The organism is Aestuariivirga sp., assembly GCF_037139295.1.
In the GTDB taxonomy this organism is placed as follows: Bacteria; Pseudomonadota; Alphaproteobacteria; order Rhizobiales; family Aestuariivirgaceae; genus Aestuariivirga.
In genome coordinates this window covers 41,056-55,820 of record NZ_JBAXGR010000009.1, presented here as the reverse complement: position 1 = coordinate 55,820, position 14,765 = coordinate 41,056, and the positions used below count along the sequence as shown (strand labels likewise).

Here is a 14,765-nt window from a genome sequence, read left to right as displayed (position 1 = left end):
AAGCGTTTCCATGATCCGGATCACCGACTCACTGACCATCAATGAGGACGATCTTTCTTGGTCTGCCATGCGCGCCTCAGGGCCGGGCGGCCAGAACGTCAACAAGGTCTCCACGGCCGTCGAATTGCGCTTCGACGTCGGCAAGGCCTTTCTGCCGGAGGATCTCAAGGCCAGGTTGCGGCCACTGGCTGGGCGACTGCTTACGCAGGACGAGGTTCTGGTGATTACATCCCAGGAAACCCGCTCACAGGAGCGCAACCGCGAGATCGCATTGCAGAAGCTGGTCGAGCTCCTGCGCAAGGCAGCTCATCGCCCAAAGCGACGTATCGCCACGAAACCAACGCGCGCGTCCAAGACCAGACGTCTCGATTCCAAGACGAAGCACGCCAAGACCAAACGGCTGCGCAGTTCACGACCTGACACGGATTGAGTCTCCAATGCTGAAACGCCTCTATGACTGGACACTGGCGCTCGCCGCGCGTGAGACCGCCGAAGTCTGGCTCGCCATCATTGCCTTCGTCGAAAGCTCGGTGTTCCTTATCCCGGCCGACGTATTGTTTCTGCCCATGGCGCTGGCGCGACCGCAGCGGGCATACCGTTTCGCGCTCATCGCCACCGTCGCATCGGTTCTTGGCGGCATTGCCGGCTACCTGCTCGGCCACTACGCTTTCGAGGCATTCGCCAAACCAATTCTAAGCTTCTATGGCAAGCTCGACGAATTCGACCATCTGCGTCAATGCACCGGCGAGGACACGCTGATGTTGTTGCTCGTCACCTCCGGGCTCGCGCATCTGCCGCCGATCAAGATCGTGACGATCCTGGCCGGCGTGGCCGAGGTGAGCTTCCTGTTCTTCGTGGTCTGCTGCATCGTGGCGCGTGGTGCAAGGTTCTTCGCGCTGGCATGGGCCTTGCGCCGCTATGGCGATCCGATACGCACGTTCATCGAGAAGCGTCTGGGCCTGCTGGCGGCGATAGTGGCGGCGATCGTCATCCTGATCTATATCGTCGTGAAGTATTCAGGCATTGCTGGAAGCGTAACCTCATGTTGAACAGTCGCACTCCACAGCGCGCCGCTCTGCTGATCTTCCTCGTGGCTTTCGCCACCATCGCTGGTGCGTGGATCTTTGAATACTATGGCTATGCACCCTGTGAGCTGTGCCTCAAGCAGCGCTGGGCCTACTACACAGGCGTGCCATTGGCTCTCATCGTCTCATTGATTGCACCGCGCCAGCCAGGCCTCGCCAAGGCAGGTCTCGCAGTTCTGACAGTGCTGTGGCTCGGCAGCATGGTCTTCGGCATCTATCATTCAGGCGTCGAATGGAAGTGGTGGCCCGGCCCAGCCACATGCACTGCGCAGGCAGGCTTTACAGGCGGGCTTCCCGACCTGTCGAAACCAGCAGTGTTGTGTGACACGCCGGCAATCCGCATCTTCGGACTGTCGCTCGCGGGTTGGAATGCGGTGATCTCGCTCGGCCTTGCGCTGGTGGCCCTCGCCGGGCTTCGGCGGGCTCAGGGGTCGAGTTCGGTATCCCAGTAGAGATAGTCCTGCCAGCTGTCATGGAGATAGTTGGGTGGGAAGAAGCGACCGTTTCGATGCAGCTGTGCCACGCTCGGCCGCACCGGCTTTTGCGCGGGGAACATGTTGATCTGTTGCGGCAGGTAACCGCCCTTCAGCAAATTGCAGGGTGAGCACGCGGCAACGACATTTTCCCACGTTGTCTGCCCACCTTTCGAGCGCGGGATGACGTGGTCGAATGTAAGATCGTCGTGATCACCACAATACTGGCAGGTGAAGCGGTCACGCAGGAAGACGTTGAAGCGGGTGAAGGCTGGTGTCCGTGATGGCCTCACATAGGTCTTGAGCGACACAACGCTGGGCAGCCGGAATTCAAAACTGGGGCTGCGCACGACCTTGTCGTATTCGGAAACGATGTTCACCCTGTCGAGGAAGACGGCCTTGATCGTGTCCTGCCAGCTCCACAATGACAAGGGATAGTAACTCAACGGGCGGAAGTCCGCGTTGAGAACCAGGGCTGGGCAGGCTTCCGGCGCAACCGGCACGAATTGCAAGGGCATCTCACAAGGTCGAATCCCTAAGACCTTACTATATCTAGTGTGGCAGTCCTGTGAAGACCCCTCGTATCCTCTAGGGCATGCCCCGGATGCCACGATAGTGCCGCCACAGCAGCAGGGCTGCCGTGGAGCGGTAGGGGCGCCAGGCTTCCCCGAGATCGATCATCCTCCGCGTCGTAGGACGCTCTGCGAGACCCATGAGGTCATGCGCTGCAACTTGAAGGGCGAGGTCGGCGGCAGGCCAGGCGTCGCCAGATCGCAGCGACATCAGGAGGTAGATGCTGGCGGTCCAGGGGCCAACGCCCGGAATTACCATGAGCCGGCGCTGCACTTCGGCCTCGTCGAGTGCCTCGCAACCCTCGAATCGTCCCTGCGAAAAGGCGAGCGCCGCGGCGCGGAAGGTGCGCGCCTTGGCTCCTGAAAGTCCCAGCCCACGCAGGTCATCATGGCTGGCGGCAAGAACGCCAGCCGGAGTAAAGCGTCCGAATTTGGTAGCGAGTCGCGACCAAATAGCCTCTCCTGCCTTCAGGGATATGAGTTGATCCGTGACAATCCGCAGCAGGCTCTCAAGACCTGGATCGGCATGCCGAAGCGGCGGCAGGGTGTACCGGTCCACCACCGCTGCAAATCGAGGCTCGACGGCGACAAGCCGGGCGACCGCCTGTTCGAGATCCTTCTGAGTTTCGAGGCGCTGCATCGCACCTGTTTGACCTTTGCGCGATTTGATCGCAAGACCTGCGCATGAGCCGTCCCGTCTTCCGCTTCGCGCCGAGCCCCAATGGCTTCCTGCATTTGGGTCACGCCTATTCGGCGCTGCTTAATGCCCGCATGGCAATGGAGACTGGCGGACGTCTGTTGTTACGCATCGAAGATACCGATGAAGGCCGATCTCGCCCCGAATTCGTGCAGGCGGTTTTAGAGGATCTCGCCTGGCTCGGCATCTCGTGGGAAGTGCCCGTCCGTTTCCAGAGCGAACACTTTGCGGACTACGAAGCCAATCTTGCGCGTCTTTGGGAGATGGCCGCCGTCTATCCCTGCTTCTGCTCACGCAAGACCGCACAGGCCCTTGCCCTCTCCTCATATGGCCCCGACGGACAGCCACATTATGGCGGTACCTGCCGCGCCATCTCGCGCACAGATGCCGGGGAGCGGATTGCGCGTGGTGAAGTCCATGGCTGGCGCATCGACATGGCACGGGCTGGTGACTCGGCTGCCACCATTTGGGGCGACACCATGATCGCCAAACGGCATGTCGGCTCGAGCTATCACATCGCCGTTGTAACTGACGACGCGCTGCAGGGCATAACCCACGTCGTGCGTGGCAAGGACATTGAACCGGCAACCCCACTTCACAAGCTGCTGCAGCAACTTCTTGGCTTGCCGACACCTGACTATTTTCATCATGATCTGATCTGCGATGCGGAAGGGCGTAAGCTGTCGAAGAGCATCGCCAGCACGTCTCTCCGCCAACTTCGAGCCGGGGGTGTGACTGCTGACACCATCCTCGAAAGGCTGGGTTTCAGCTGATCAGAAGTCGGACGCGATGCCCTTTTTTTCCCAGTCGCCGAAGCGGGTGGGTTCGGGTCCGTCGCGACCGTTCACTTCCTTTGGCAATTGTGCTTCAGGAGTTGCCTTGCGGCGTTCAGTGGCCTCGGCCAGCGCCCGCTTTGCTTCGGGGGAAAGCTGCTTCTCGGTCATGGTCTTGTGATCCGTGTTCATTCCCCTCATATGGAGATTGGCCAAGGCACTTGGCAAGGAGGAGTTGGCGGCGTGAACACCATGCGCACCGGTTTGCTGATGGCGGCCCTGATGGGCCTTTTCCTGGCGGCGGGCTATTTGCTCGGCGGCCAACAAGGCATGTTCATTGCCTTCCTGATGGCGGCAGGCATGAACATCTTGGCCTATTGGAACGCTGACAAAATGGTGTTGCGCATGCACGGTGCCCGGCAGGTGGACCGGCAGACTGCGCCGGAGTTCTACGGTCTTGTCGAAGAGCTTGCCCAACGGGCTGGATTGCCGATGCCCAAGGTCTACATCATGGACAATCCGCAGCCCAACGCCTTCGCCACGGGGCGCAACCCGGAAAATGCCGCCGTTGCTGCAACGACGGGTTTGCTGCGCATCCTCGACCGAGACGAGATTGCCGGCGTGATGGCGCACGAACTTGCCCATATCCGCCACCGTGACACGCTGGTGATGACGATGACGGCGACGATCGCCGGAGCCATCTCCATGCTGGCGACCTACGCCAGATTCGGCATGATGTTTGGTGGGGGTCGAGATCGTAACAATCCGCTTGGACTGATCGGCACCATCGCAGCACTGGTGGTGATGCCTCTCGCCGCCATGCTTGTGCAGATGGCGATCAGCCGCACGCGCGAGTACGGTGCAGACCGTGGCGGTGCTGAAATCTCAGGGCAACCGCTGGCTCTCGCGTCTGCGCTGGGCAAGATTTCCAATGCCGCGCATCAGATCGTGAACCCCGCGGCGGAAGCCAATCCTGCCACGGCGCACATGTTCATCATCAATCCGCTGTCCGGCATGCGTATGGACAATCTGTTTTCCACTCATCCGGACCCCGGCAAGCGCATTGCCGAATTGCAGAGGATAGCCGGTGAGTTGGGGTCAGTGCCTCAACAGCAAACCGAACCGTGGGACACACCACCCAACCACACGGCAGGTCCGTGGGGATGACGTCTCTTGCAGCTCAGGGGCTGGAAGTTCGTCTCCTTGCTCCCATTCTCCTTCGCTCCTGCATCGAACGCAAGCTGACGGCTGAAGAAGCAATTTCCAGGAACAGCGATGCGCAGGCGCTGGAGCCTCGCGATCGTGCTTTTGTGGCGACGCTTCTGCTCACCGCTTTCCGACATGGAGGTGAGATCGATGCCATCCTCGCAAAACTCGTGGATCGACCGCTGCCACGCAAGTCCGGGTCAGCTCGGGAAATCCTGGTTCTGGGCGTGGCACAACTCCTGTTCCTCGGCATGGCGCCGCATGCCGTGATCGACCTTGCGGTGCGCAGCGCAAAGGCGGATCGCAACGCATTGCATTTCTCGGGCCTCATCAACGCAGTGTTGCGCAAGGTGGCAGCTAGCGGCATGGAACTGAAGGACGGGCTCGATGCGCCACGCCTTAATACGCCCAATTGGCTGTGGGAACGCTGGGTGAAGAACTACGGTGAGGACGGCGCCCGGTCCATCGCACGCGCCCATGGTGAGCGACCGGGCTTGGACCTCAGCTTCAAGGCAGACACGGCAGCCTGGGCTGATTCAATGGGAGGGGAGCTTCTTCCGAATGGGCAACTGCGCCTGCTCCCAGGTCACGCTCCGGTTCCTGAGTTGCCTGGTTATGCCGGGGGCGCTTGGTGGGTTCAGGATGCCGCTGCGACAATTCCCGCACGTCTGCTTGGCGATGTCCGGGGAAAGTCGGTGCTGGATCTCTGTGCCGCGCCCGGTGGCAAGACGCTGCAACTGGCGGCCATGGGTGCCGAAGTCACGGCGGTGGACGTTTCTGAAGCGCGCCTGCGCCGGTTGGAGGAGAACCTCGGTCGGACGGGCCTCACGGCAAAGATCTTAGCGCAGGATGTCCTTAGCCCCGAATTCTCGGGCCAGTGGGACGCGGTTCTCCTGGATGCACCCTGCTCCGCCACCGGTACCATCAGGCGCCATCCAGAACTTCCCTATCTGAAGGACGAACAACAGATCAGGGAATTGGCCGGTTTGCAGCGCCGGATGCTGCGAAAGGTCGCCGATCTGGTAAGGCCGGGCGGAATGTTGGTCTATTGCACCTGTTCGCTGGAGCCAGAAGAGGGGGAGACACGGATCCGCGGGTTCCTGGCTGACAACCCGGCCTTCGAGATCGTGCCGGCGAGCGGCGACTGGATACCTGAGGGTGCGGCGAGACCTGAGGGTTGGGTGCGGACGTTGCCCTCGATGAGCTATGGCATCTCACCGGGTATGGATGGGTTTTACGCAGTTGCAATGCGCCGCCGCGCCTGAGTTTGTGCTGATGCACGAAAGTGCTATGCGATCGGCAATTCCATTGCTTCGAGGCACCGATGACCGAACCCGTGCGCCGCGCGCTGCTTTCCGTTTCCGACAAGACCGGCCTCATTCCTTTCGCGACGAAGCTGGTGTCGCTTGGCATTGAACTGATCTCGACCGGTGGCACGGCCAAGGCGCTGGTAGACGCTGGGCTTCCTGTCGTCGAGGTATCGAGTGTCACCGGTTTTCCGGAGATCATGGATGGCCGTGTGAAGACGCTCCATCCTGCCATCCACGGTGGGCTCCTTGGCGTGCGTGCCAATGCTGAACACCAGACGGCCATGACCACATACGGCATCAGGCCCATAGGGCTTCTCGTGGTCAATCTCTATCCTTTCGAGGCAACGGTTGCGCGTGGTGCCTCGTGGCATGACACTGTTGAAAACATAGATGTCGGTGGTCCGGCGATGATTCGCGCTGCAGCCAAGAACCACGACGACGTGACGGTGATTGTCGATCCCGTGGACTATGACACAGTCATTGACGAGCTTGCCTCCAGCGGAAACGCAACGAAACTCGAGACACGGCGAGCGCTGGCCGCCAAAGCCTTTGCCCGCACGGCGAGCTATGATTCTGCAATCAGCCAATGGTTCGCAAGCCAGTCTGGTGAACTCTTCGGCAGCTATTTTGCAACAGGTGGCAGCAAGCTGCAGGCGCTTCGTTATGGCGAAAACCCGCACCAGCAGGCCGCTTTCTATGCGTCGCCGGGAATGGGTTTCGGCATCGCCGTCGCACGCCAGTTACAGGGCAAGGATCTTTCCTACAACAACATCAACGATACTGATGCCGCGCTTGAATGCCTCGCGGAGTTTACAGGAAGTGAGCATGCAGCCTGCGTTATCGTCAAGCATGCAAATCCTTGTGGGGTAGCTGTTGGTGCAAATTCGGTTGACGCATATAGGAAGGCGTTGGCGTGTGATCCAGTTAGCGCGTTCGGTGGTATCATCGCACTCAGTCAACCACTTGACGCTGCTACCGCGACAGAGATCACTGAACTGTTCACGGAGGTGATCATTGCTCCGTATGCGGATGAAACGGCAATGGAGATCGTGTCAAGGAAAAAAAACCTACGCCTCCTTCTCCTCGACGGCAAGCCCATCTCGGGTCCTGGACTGGCCGTAAAGTCGGTCGGCGGCGGGTTGCTTGTGCAAACGCGCGACACCATGTCGGTTGATGCGATGGACCTGAGGGTGGTGACGAAACGCCAGCCAACGACCTCCGAGCTGGCCGATTTGCGCTTTGCCTTCCGTGTTGCCAAGCACGTCAAGTCCAATGCCATCGTCTATGCGAAGAACGGTGCAACGGTCGGCATCGGTGCAGGCCAGATGTCGCGTGTTGACTCTGGACGCATCGCAGCGCGCAAAAACGAGGATATCTCACGGGTGGCCGGCCTGGACAAACCTTCGATCCGCGGCTCCGTCGTCGCCTCGGATGCCTTCTTCCCCTTCCCGGACGGTCTGCTTCAGGCAGCCGAGGCAGGTGCCACAGCCGTGATCCAGCCCGGTGGTTCGATGAAGGACGAGGATGTGATCCGCGCTGCAGACGAGAAGGGCCTGGCCATGGTGTTCACCGGCATCAGGCACTTCCGCCACTAGACGCTATTTCTGAAGGCGGCGACACACGTCTTCGAGCTGGTCCAGCGTCTTGTAGGTGATCAACATTGTGCCGCTGCCATCACCCTTGTGCGTGATCTCGAGCTTGAGGCCAATTGCCTCCGACACCAGCTTTTCGAGCGCACGCGTATCGGCATCTTTCTCAAGCCTTGCTTTCGGTTTCTTTGCCGACGACGCTTCGCGTGCCAGGTTCTCTGCCTCGCGAACCGACAGTCCGAGCTTGATGATCTTGGCAGCAAGTTCCGCAGGCGAATCGGTTGCGACGAGTGCACGGGCGTGCCCAGCTGTCAGCCGCCCCTGCTCAATCTCGGCACGCACAGCCTCCGGAAGGTTCATCAGGCGCAGCGTATTTGCGATGTGGCTGCGGCTCTTGCCGATCGAGTCAGCCAGCTGCTGCTGGGTGTAGCTGAACTGCTCAAGCAGCATGCTGTAGGCGCGCGATTCCTCGAGCGGATTGAGATCGGACCGCTGGATATTCTCAATCAGGGCAATTTCCAGCGCCTCGCCATCGGTGAGATCGCGGATGAGTACTGGAACGTCATGCACGCCAGCACGCTGCGCAGCACGCCAGCGGCGTTCGCCAGCCACGATCTCATACTCGCCGTTGGCGACGGGCCGTGCCACGATGGGTTGGAGCAGGCCCTTCTCCCGAATTGATTTCGAGAGATCTTCAAGATCAGCTTCGGCAAAGCTCTTGCGTGGATTGTTGGGGCTGGCCTTCAGCAGGTCGATCGGCAGGTGGCGGAGCGAGCGCACGTCTTGCACAACGGACTCTTCGCTCGTGTCCTCGCCAATCAGAGCGGCCAATCCGCGTCCAAGCCGCTTTTTTGGGGGGCTGCCCATATCCATGTTTCGTCCTACTCTCTAAGGTCTCGGGTCGTTACGGAATCGAATCTAGGCGGCGCGCAGCTCGCGCTCTCGGCGGATGATCTCTGACGCCAGGCGAATATAGGCCTGTGAGCCAACACAGGCGTTGTCGTAGAGCAGCACTGGCTTGCCATGGGACGGCGCTTCGGAGATGCGCACGTTGCGCGGTATGACCGTCTGGTAGACCTTGTCACCCAGCACGCTGCGCACGTCTTCCGCAACCTGTTCGGAAAGGTTATTGCGGCGGTCGAACATGGTCAGCACGACGCCCTGTATGGTGAGGCGCGGATTGAGGTTGGTCTTCACCCGCTCGACTGTCTTTATCAACTGACTGAGGCCCTCAAGTGCGAAGAATTCGCACTGCAACGGCACAAGGATCGCGTCCGCCGCCGAGAGCGAATTGATTGTCAGCAGGTTGAGTGATGGCGGACAGTCGACCAGCACATAGGTGTAGCTTCGCTCAGGGTCGTTCTCGCGACAAAGCTGCGCAATTGCGTCGGCCAGTCGGTAGGTCTTGCGGTCGATATTCGCGAGTTCGAGTTCAGCCCCCAGCAAGTCCATGGTGGAGGGCGCGCAGTGAAGTCGTGGAATGCCGGAATCAACGATCACGTTGCGCAGTGAAGCTTCGCCCATGAGAACATGATAGGTCGATTTCTGGCCTCCACGGCGGTGTACGCCGAGACCCGTGCTGGCATTGCCTTGTGGATCAAGATCGACGATCAGCACCCGTTCGCCCACTGCGGCGAGTGCAGTGCCAAGGTTGATGGCCGTCGTGGTCTTGCCCACGCCGCCCTTCTGATTGGCAACCGCAAGAATGCGCGGTGCCGGAGCAGGTAAACCGCCGGGGATTGGATCAGACACGGGAGGCCTCACGGATTTCGAGAATGACGCCGCGCGAGTCGCATTGGCTCGCATGCTTCAAGACCTCTATTCTCCAGTATTTTGTGGCTTCGGTCAATTCAGTGTCTACATCTTGTCCCTTGTGAAAGAGACCGACGGCCCCCCGGGACAGGAACGGAGCAGCATAATCGAGCAACAGAGGCAGCGGTGCGAGGGCTCGCGCCACGACGCATTGGACCTTGGGGAGGCTGGGTTCTTCCCTGAGAGATTCGAGCCGGATGTTATGAACGACGGCCTTGGTGCCCGTCTGCCGGGCTGCCTCACGAAGAAAGGCGGCCTTCTTTCCGTTGCTTTCATAGAGATGGGCTTCCAGCCCTGCCGCCATGGCAAGGACCAGCCCAGGAATTCCGGCGCCGGAACCCAACTCGGCAATCTTGCTTGTATTCGGTGGCAGGAGAGGCAAAAGCTGCAGGGAGTCGCAGATATGCCGCTGCCAGACGTTTGTTGCTGTAGCTGGGCCAATGAGATTGATCCGCTGTTGCCAGGAGAGCAAAAGCGTCACGTAAGTGTCGATCTTCTGCCGTGACTCACGTGAAACATCAAAGCGGTCGAAAACTGCATCAGCCTCGGCCGTGGTCATGCCGCACTCTGCCGGTCTCGACGTTTCACGTGGCCGAGGATCACTGCCAGAGCAGCCGGGGTCATGCCATCGATCCGGGATGCCTGTCCCAGCGTGACGGGCCTTACTTTTATCAGCTTCTGGCGCAGTTCAGCAGAAAGGCTGGGCATCGAGGCATAGTCGAGGCCTTCCGGTAGGGCCAAGTGCTCCTCCCGCCGAAGGGCCGCGATATCCGCCTCCTGGCGCTGTAGATACCCTGCATAGAGCGCTTCTGACTCGAGCGCTTCAACAACATCCGGTCGCAGCTCATTAAGCTGTGGCCAGAGGGTCGTTACCCCACCCCAGCCGATATCTGGCATGGCGAGCAGGTCAATTGCTGAGCGGCGCATCCCGTCCTGATTGACCTTGAGGCCCTTTCGGGTGGCCTCACCGGACGTGAGTGTAAGGGCCATTACAAGTTCCAAACCCTTGCGAATAGAGTCTTCACGGCGGCGGAACTCCACCTGACGCTCAGGACCGACGAGGCCTGACTCGATGCCAAGAGGCGTCAGTCTCAGGTCGGCGTTATCAGCCCGCAGCGAAAGGCGATATTCAGCACGGGAGGTGAACATGCGGTATGGCTCGGCCACACCGCGCGTGACCAGATCGTCAATCATCACACCGATATAAGCTGCAGAGCGGTCCAACGTCAGTGGCGGCAACCCGCCAGCTTTCCGGGCTGCATTGGCACCAGCGACAAGGCCTTGAGCGGCTGCCTCTTCATATCCCGTTGTGCCATTGATCTGGCCAGCTAGAAATAGGCCTGAAAGGCGCTTGGTCTCCAGGGCGGAAGTCAGTTCTCTTGGGTCTATGTAGTCATATTCAATGGCATATCCCCACCGCTTTATGACGACGTTTTCCAGACCAGGCATGCTCTGGATGAAGGCTTGCTGAACATCCTCGGGAAGCGAGGTGGAAATTCCATTCGGATAGACAGTGTCATCGTCCAGTCCCTCCGGCTCCAAGAAAACCTGGTGGCTTCCCTTGTCCCGGAAGCGCTGGACCTTGTCTTCGATTGACGGACAATAGCGTGGGCCTACACCTTCAATCTGACCTGAATACAGCGGTGACCGATGCATGTTTTCACGGATCAGCCGGTGGCCTTCCTCAGTCGTCGAGGTTATGAAGCAGGAAACCTGTGGGGTTTCGATACGCGTCGTCAGGAAGGAGAAGGGGACCGGCTCATTGTCGCCCTTCTGTTCCTCAAGTCGAGCCCAGGCGATGGTCCTGCCATCAAGTCGGGCTGGTGTGCCCGTCTTCAGTCGGCCTAAGGCGAAGCCAGCAGCCGTGAGCTGCTCTGAAAATCCGTGGCTCGGCGGTTCTCCATGGCGACCAGCTGGAATTCGCCTTTCTCCGATATGGATCAAGCCGTTGAGAAAGGTTCCGGTCGTCAGGACAGCGGCTGAACAGCCCAAAAAACGGCCATCGTCACACAAGACACCGGTAATTCGTTCATCGTCGATTCGAAATCCATGGGCGGCGCCTTCAATGACCGTCAGGTTCGGTTGGGCTCCAATCGCGGCCTGCATGGCTTCGCGATAGAGTTTCCTGTCGGCTTGGGCCCGAGGGCCCCGAACTGCGGGTCCTTTCGACCGGTTTAGGAGACGGAATTGAATTCCAGCCTTGTCCGCCACGCGTCCCATGAGGCCGTCGAGAGCATCAATTTCACGGACAAGGTGGCCCTTGCCAAGCCCGCCGATTGCCGGGTTGCAGGACATTTCGCCAATCGTATCAAGCCTGTGTGTCAGCAAGGCGGTACGTGCACCCAGGCGTGCCGCGGCAGCGGCCGCCTCGGTTCCCGCGTGTCCGCCACCAATCACAATCACATCGAAATGGCCGCTCATGGCGCTTCTCTAGGGCAAGTGAGTGAAGACGTCAAAACACGTCAGCGTTTCACGTGAAACACGCTACTTTCCAATACAGAAGCGGCTGAAAATGGCACCCAGCCACTCTTCGACATCCACCTTACCCGTCAGCCGCCCAATCTCGTACGAGGCCCGCCGGATCTCCTCGGCCTTGAGCTCCAAATGGCTTACAGAGAGGTTTAGTGCATCGTTGAGGAACCGAATCGAATCTCTCGCGCAAACCATTTGTCTCTCTGAAACCAGAAGCGAAGGCTCCGCAGCACCATGGTGTTGACCCATAAGCTCTGATAATCGCTCAATAAATGTGGGAACGCCCTCACCAGTACGGGTGGAAATCCTCAATTCCGCGATAGAATCTTCGTTTCGGAGGAGTCCCGAGTCCAGATCGCACTTGTTCTGAACGGTGATGTCAGGCGTGATCCCATCAGTTGTGTCACTCCCTACCACGTCAGCAGACTGTATCCAGACGACAATATCAGCCTGCGAAATGTGTCGGAGAGAACGGCGAATCCCCTCCTCTTCGACGGCGTCGGACACCTTTTCCCGCAGGCCCGCTGTATCTGTGAGAATGACGGGAATGCCGTTAAGGTCCAGGAACACCTCGATTGTGTCCCGGGTGGTACCAGGACTGCTTGACACGATCGCCGCGTCTCGTTTGGCCAAAGTATTGAGAAGACTGGATTTACCAGTATTTGGCAAGCCTGCCAGGACAACACGCACGCCGTCGCGTATGACTTCGGCAATCCGCGATCGCTCGACAGCTTGCGCTAGCTGATCGCGAAGCGCTCTGATACGCGCGTCGATTCCAGGGGCTGCCTCCTCTGCCACGCCGGGCTCATCGGCGAAATCGACGACGGCCTCAATGTCAGCGCGGATCAGAACAAGCTGTTGCCGCCACGTTTCAATGACGCTGCTTGCTGCACCCGACATCTGACGAAAGGCCTGGCGGCGCTGATTGGCCGTATGTGCCTCAAGGAGATCAGCCAGGCCTTCGACTTCAACGAGATCCAACTTCCCGTTCGAGAAAGCTCGCCGGGTGAATTCGCCCGGTTCAGCCGGCCTGACACCCGCATGGGACGTCAGGGCGACGATCACGGCCCGCACAACAGCCGGACTGCCATGAAGGTGAAGTTCAGCACAATCCTCACCGGTGAATGACCGGGGCCCTGGCAGCCATGCCACGACCGCCTTGTCCAACACCTCGCCCGATTGGGGGTCACAAATCGGCCTGACTGCGAACTGGCGCGGATCCGGGACTCCGCCGGCAATTCTAGCAAGGAGGTCGCCGGAGGCCGGCCCAGAAATACGAACGATCGCTACCGCCGAGCGCGCGGCCCCGGAGGACAAGGCGAAAATCGTGTCTGAAGCTGTCATTTCGACCTCGAATCGAACGAGGTGACCGTTGGCCTGATCAGGCGTTCATAGAATCGAAGAAGTCGCTGTTGCCCTTGGTCTGGCGCAGTTTGTCCAGCAGGAACTCGATTGCGTCCACGGTACCCATTGGGTTCAGGATACGACGGAGTACATAGGTCTTCTTCAGAAGATCTGGCTTTACCAGCAGCTCTTCCTTGCGGGTGCCAGAGCGCAGGATATCGATCGCCGGGAAGACGCGCTTGTCAGCCACCTTGCGGTCCAGGATGATTTCCGAGTTGCCGGTGCCCTTGAACTCTTCGAAGATGACTTCGTCCATGCGGCTGCCAGTATCGATCAGGGCTGTCGCGATAATGGTAAGCGAGCCGCCTTCCTCGATGTTGCGGGCCGCACCAAAGAAGCGCTTGGGTCGCTGAAGTGCGTTGGCGTCCACACCACCGGTCAGCACCTTGCCTGAGGATGGCACCACGGTGTTGTAGGCACGGCCAAGGCGGGTGATGGAATCGAGCAGGATGACCACATCACGGCCATGCTCGACGAGTCGTTTGGCCTTCTCAATCACCATTTCAGCAACCTGAACGTGACGAGAAGCAGGCTCATCGAAGGTCGAGCTGATCACCTCGCCCTTCACTGAGCGCTGCATATCTGTCACTTCCTCAGGCCGCTCATCGATGAGCAGCACGATGAGGTAGCATTCCGGGTGGTTGGCAGTGATTGAGTGAGCGATGTTCTGCAGCAGAACGGTCTTACCGGTGCGGGGCGGGGCAACAATCAGACCGCGCTGGCCCTTGCCGAGCGGTGACACAATATCGATCACACGCGACGAGTAGTCCTTCCTGGTCGGGTCACCCGTCTCCATTTCGAGGCGTTCGTCGGGATACAAGGGGGTCAGGTTGTCAAAATGAACCTTATGGCGGGTCTTTTCCGGATCTTCGAAATTGATCAGGTTGACCTTCACCAAGGCGAAATACCGCTCGCCTTCCTTGGGACTGCGGATCTGGCCTTCAACCGTATCGCCCGTACGCAGCGTAAACTTCCGAATCTGGCTGGGGCTAATGTAGATATCGTCAGGGCCGGCCAGATAGTTGGCATCAGGCGAGCGCAGGAATCCGAAACCGTCCTGCAGGACCTCGACAACACCCTCGCCGATGATCTCGACGTCGCGGGCCGCAAGGTTTTTCAATATTGCGAATAGCAACTCTTGCTTGCGAAGTGCACTCGCGTTTTCAACTTCCAGTTCCTCCGCAAGCGAGACGAGCTCGGCCGGCGTCTTCAATTTGAGATCCTGAAGCTTGATCTCTTTCAAGTCAGCAATAACAGTCATTATCTTTTCACTATGGGGGGTTCCGGCACAGATGCGGGAACGTTGAGGCGGGGCGCATCAAGCCATCGGCGATGCGTAGCACGATCAATATAGCTGGTCAGGCGCCCAGCG

The 14,765-nt window shown here is 59.4% G+C and carries 16 protein-coding genes; 7 read left to right on the top strand and 9 right to left on the bottom strand.

Annotated features, from left to right (window positions below):
- Positions 1-10 precede the first annotated feature (10 nt).
- The 3 genes from arfB to WCJ41_RS04850 are packed head-to-tail and all read left to right on the top strand — an operon-like array spanning position 11 to position 1,537.
- Entirely contained in the window at positions 11-430 is a 420-nt protein-coding gene (gene arfB / locus WCJ41_RS04860; RefSeq protein WP_336904706.1) for an alternative ribosome rescue aminoacyl-tRNA hydrolase ArfB, read from the top strand.
- Positions 431-437: 7 nt separating this feature from the next.
- A complete protein-coding gene (locus WCJ41_RS04855) occupies positions 438-1,049 on the top strand; it encodes a YqaA family protein (RefSeq protein WP_336904705.1) in 612 nt (203 codons plus the stop codon).
- On the top strand, positions 1,043-1,537 hold the full coding sequence (locus WCJ41_RS04850; protein ID WP_336904704.1) for a disulfide bond formation protein B: 495 nt from the start codon (positions 1,043-1,045) through the stop codon (positions 1,535-1,537). The genes WCJ41_RS04855 and WCJ41_RS04850 overlap by 7 nt, the downstream gene beginning before the upstream one ends.
- Here the strand turns inward: WCJ41_RS04850 and WCJ41_RS04845 are convergent.
- The gene (locus WCJ41_RS04845) at positions 1,510-2,076 is read right to left on the bottom strand and encodes an HNH endonuclease (protein WP_336904703.1); all 567 of its coding nucleotides are present in this window, start codon (positions 2,074-2,076) and stop codon (positions 1,510-1,512) included. The genes WCJ41_RS04850 and WCJ41_RS04845 overlap by 28 nt on opposite strands.
- A 70-nt stretch (positions 2,077-2,146) precedes the next feature.
- Positions 2,147-2,770 carry a DNA-3-methyladenine glycosylase 2 family protein gene (locus WCJ41_RS04840; RefSeq protein ID WP_336904702.1) on the bottom strand — a complete coding sequence of 208 codons (624 nt, stop codon included), beginning with the start codon at positions 2,768-2,770 and terminating at the stop codon, positions 2,147-2,149.
- Between the two features lie 44 nt (positions 2,771-2,814).
- On the opposite strand from WCJ41_RS04840, the gene gluQRS reads away from it, so the two are divergent.
- Entirely contained in the window at positions 2,815-3,600 is a 786-nt protein-coding gene (gene gluQRS / locus WCJ41_RS04835) for a tRNA glutamyl-Q(34) synthetase GluQRS (RefSeq protein WP_336904701.1), read from the top strand.
- On the opposite strand, the gene WCJ41_RS04830 is transcribed toward gluQRS, so the two are convergent.
- Positions 3,601-3,801, bottom strand: a complete 201-nt coding sequence (locus WCJ41_RS04830; protein WP_336904734.1) for a DUF1674 domain-containing protein — start codon at positions 3,799-3,801, stop codon at positions 3,601-3,603.
- 42 nt (positions 3,802-3,843) lie between these two features.
- On the opposite strand from WCJ41_RS04830, the gene htpX reads away from it, so the two are divergent.
- The 3 genes from htpX to purH are packed head-to-tail and all read left to right on the top strand — an operon-like array spanning position 3,844 to position 7,711.
- The gene (gene htpX / locus WCJ41_RS04825; RefSeq protein WP_336904700.1) at positions 3,844-4,767 is read left to right on the top strand and encodes a zinc metalloprotease HtpX; all 924 of its coding nucleotides are present in this window, start codon (positions 3,844-3,846) and stop codon (positions 4,765-4,767) included.
- Entirely contained in the window at positions 4,764-6,071 is a 1,308-nt protein-coding gene (locus WCJ41_RS04820; RefSeq protein ID WP_336904699.1) for an RsmB/NOP family class I SAM-dependent RNA methyltransferase, read from the top strand. Before htpX ends, WCJ41_RS04820 begins: the two co-directional genes overlap by 4 nt.
- Positions 6,072-6,130: 59 nt before the next feature.
- Positions 6,131-7,711 carry a bifunctional phosphoribosylaminoimidazolecarboxamide formyltransferase/IMP cyclohydrolase gene (gene purH / locus WCJ41_RS04815; protein WP_336904698.1) on the top strand — a complete coding sequence of 527 codons (1,581 nt, stop codon included), beginning with the start codon at positions 6,131-6,133 and terminating at the stop codon, positions 7,709-7,711.
- Between the two features lie 3 nt (positions 7,712-7,714).
- Here purH and WCJ41_RS04810 read toward each other — a convergent pair whose 3' ends face one another.
- The 6 genes from WCJ41_RS04810 to rho form a co-directional block, all read right to left on the bottom strand.
- Positions 7,715-8,536: a ParB/RepB/Spo0J family partition protein gene (locus WCJ41_RS04810; protein ID WP_336904697.1), complete on the bottom strand. Its 822-nt coding sequence runs from the start codon at positions 8,534-8,536 to the stop codon at positions 7,715-7,717.
- An 87-nt stretch (positions 8,537-8,623) separates the two neighbouring features.
- Positions 8,624-9,457 carry a ParA family protein gene (locus WCJ41_RS04805; protein WP_336904696.1) on the bottom strand — a complete coding sequence of 278 codons (834 nt, stop codon included), beginning with the start codon at positions 9,455-9,457 and terminating at the stop codon, positions 8,624-8,626.
- Positions 9,450-10,076: a 16S rRNA (guanine(527)-N(7))-methyltransferase RsmG gene (gene rsmG / locus WCJ41_RS04800; RefSeq protein WP_336904695.1), complete on the bottom strand. Its 627-nt coding sequence runs from the start codon at positions 10,074-10,076 to the stop codon at positions 9,450-9,452. The genes WCJ41_RS04805 and rsmG overlap by 8 nt, the downstream gene beginning before the upstream one ends.
- Positions 10,073-11,938, bottom strand: a complete 1,866-nt coding sequence (gene mnmG, locus WCJ41_RS04795; RefSeq protein ID WP_336904694.1) for a tRNA uridine-5-carboxymethylaminomethyl(34) synthesis enzyme MnmG — start codon at positions 11,936-11,938, stop codon at positions 10,073-10,075. The genes rsmG and mnmG overlap by 4 nt, the downstream gene beginning before the upstream one ends.
- Before the next feature lie 63 nt (positions 11,939-12,001).
- Positions 12,002-13,333 (bottom strand): tRNA uridine-5-carboxymethylaminomethyl(34) synthesis GTPase MnmE, encoded by a 1,332-nt coding sequence (gene mnmE / locus WCJ41_RS04790; RefSeq protein WP_336904693.1) that lies wholly within the window; start codon positions 13,331-13,333, stop codon positions 12,002-12,004.
- Positions 13,334-13,370: 37 nt separating this feature from the next.
- Entirely contained in the window at positions 13,371-14,636 is a 1,266-nt protein-coding gene (gene rho, locus WCJ41_RS04785) for a transcription termination factor Rho (RefSeq protein ID WP_336904733.1), read from the bottom strand.
- Positions 14,637-14,765 lie beyond the last annotated feature (129 nt).

Excerpts from the sequence above, each read along its gene's own strand:
- arfB (WP_336904706.1), top strand. The coding sequence starts at position 11 with ATGATCCGGATCACCGACTCACTGACCATCAATGAGGACGATCTTTCT.
- purH (WP_336904698.1), top strand. The coding sequence starts at position 6,131 with ATGACCGAACCCGTGCGCCGCGCGCTGCTTTCCGTTTCCGACAAGACC.
- WCJ41_RS04855 (WP_336904705.1), top strand. The coding sequence starts at position 438 with ATGCTGAAACGCCTCTATGACTGGACACTGGCGCTCGCCGCGCGTGAG.
- WCJ41_RS04840 (WP_336904702.1), bottom strand. The coding sequence starts at position 2,770 with ATGCAGCGCCTCGAAACTCAGAAGGATCTCGAACAGGCGGTCGCCCGG.
- rsmG (WP_336904695.1), bottom strand. The coding sequence starts at position 10,076 with ATGACCACGGCCGAGGCTGATGCAGTTTTCGACCGCTTTGATGTTTCA.
- mnmG (WP_336904694.1), bottom strand. The coding sequence starts at position 11,938 with ATGAGCGGCCATTTCGATGTGATTGTGATTGGTGGCGGACACGCGGGA.
- gluQRS (WP_336904701.1), top strand. The coding sequence starts at position 2,815 with ATGAGCCGTCCCGTCTTCCGCTTCGCGCCGAGCCCCAATGGCTTCCTG.
- WCJ41_RS04845 (WP_336904703.1), bottom strand. The coding sequence starts at position 2,076 with ATGCCCTTGCAATTCGTGCCGGTTGCGCCGGAAGCCTGCCCAGCCCTG.
- mnmE (WP_336904693.1), bottom strand. The coding sequence starts at position 13,333 with ATGACAGCTTCAGACACGATTTTCGCCTTGTCCTCCGGGGCCGCGCGC.
- WCJ41_RS04850 (WP_336904704.1), top strand. The coding sequence starts at position 1,043 with ATGTTGAACAGTCGCACTCCACAGCGCGCCGCTCTGCTGATCTTCCTC.
- WCJ41_RS04830 (WP_336904734.1), bottom strand. The coding sequence starts at position 3,801 with ATGAGGGGAATGAACACGGATCACAAGACCATGACCGAGAAGCAGCTT.
- WCJ41_RS04820 (WP_336904699.1), top strand. The coding sequence starts at position 4,764 with ATGACGTCTCTTGCAGCTCAGGGGCTGGAAGTTCGTCTCCTTGCTCCC.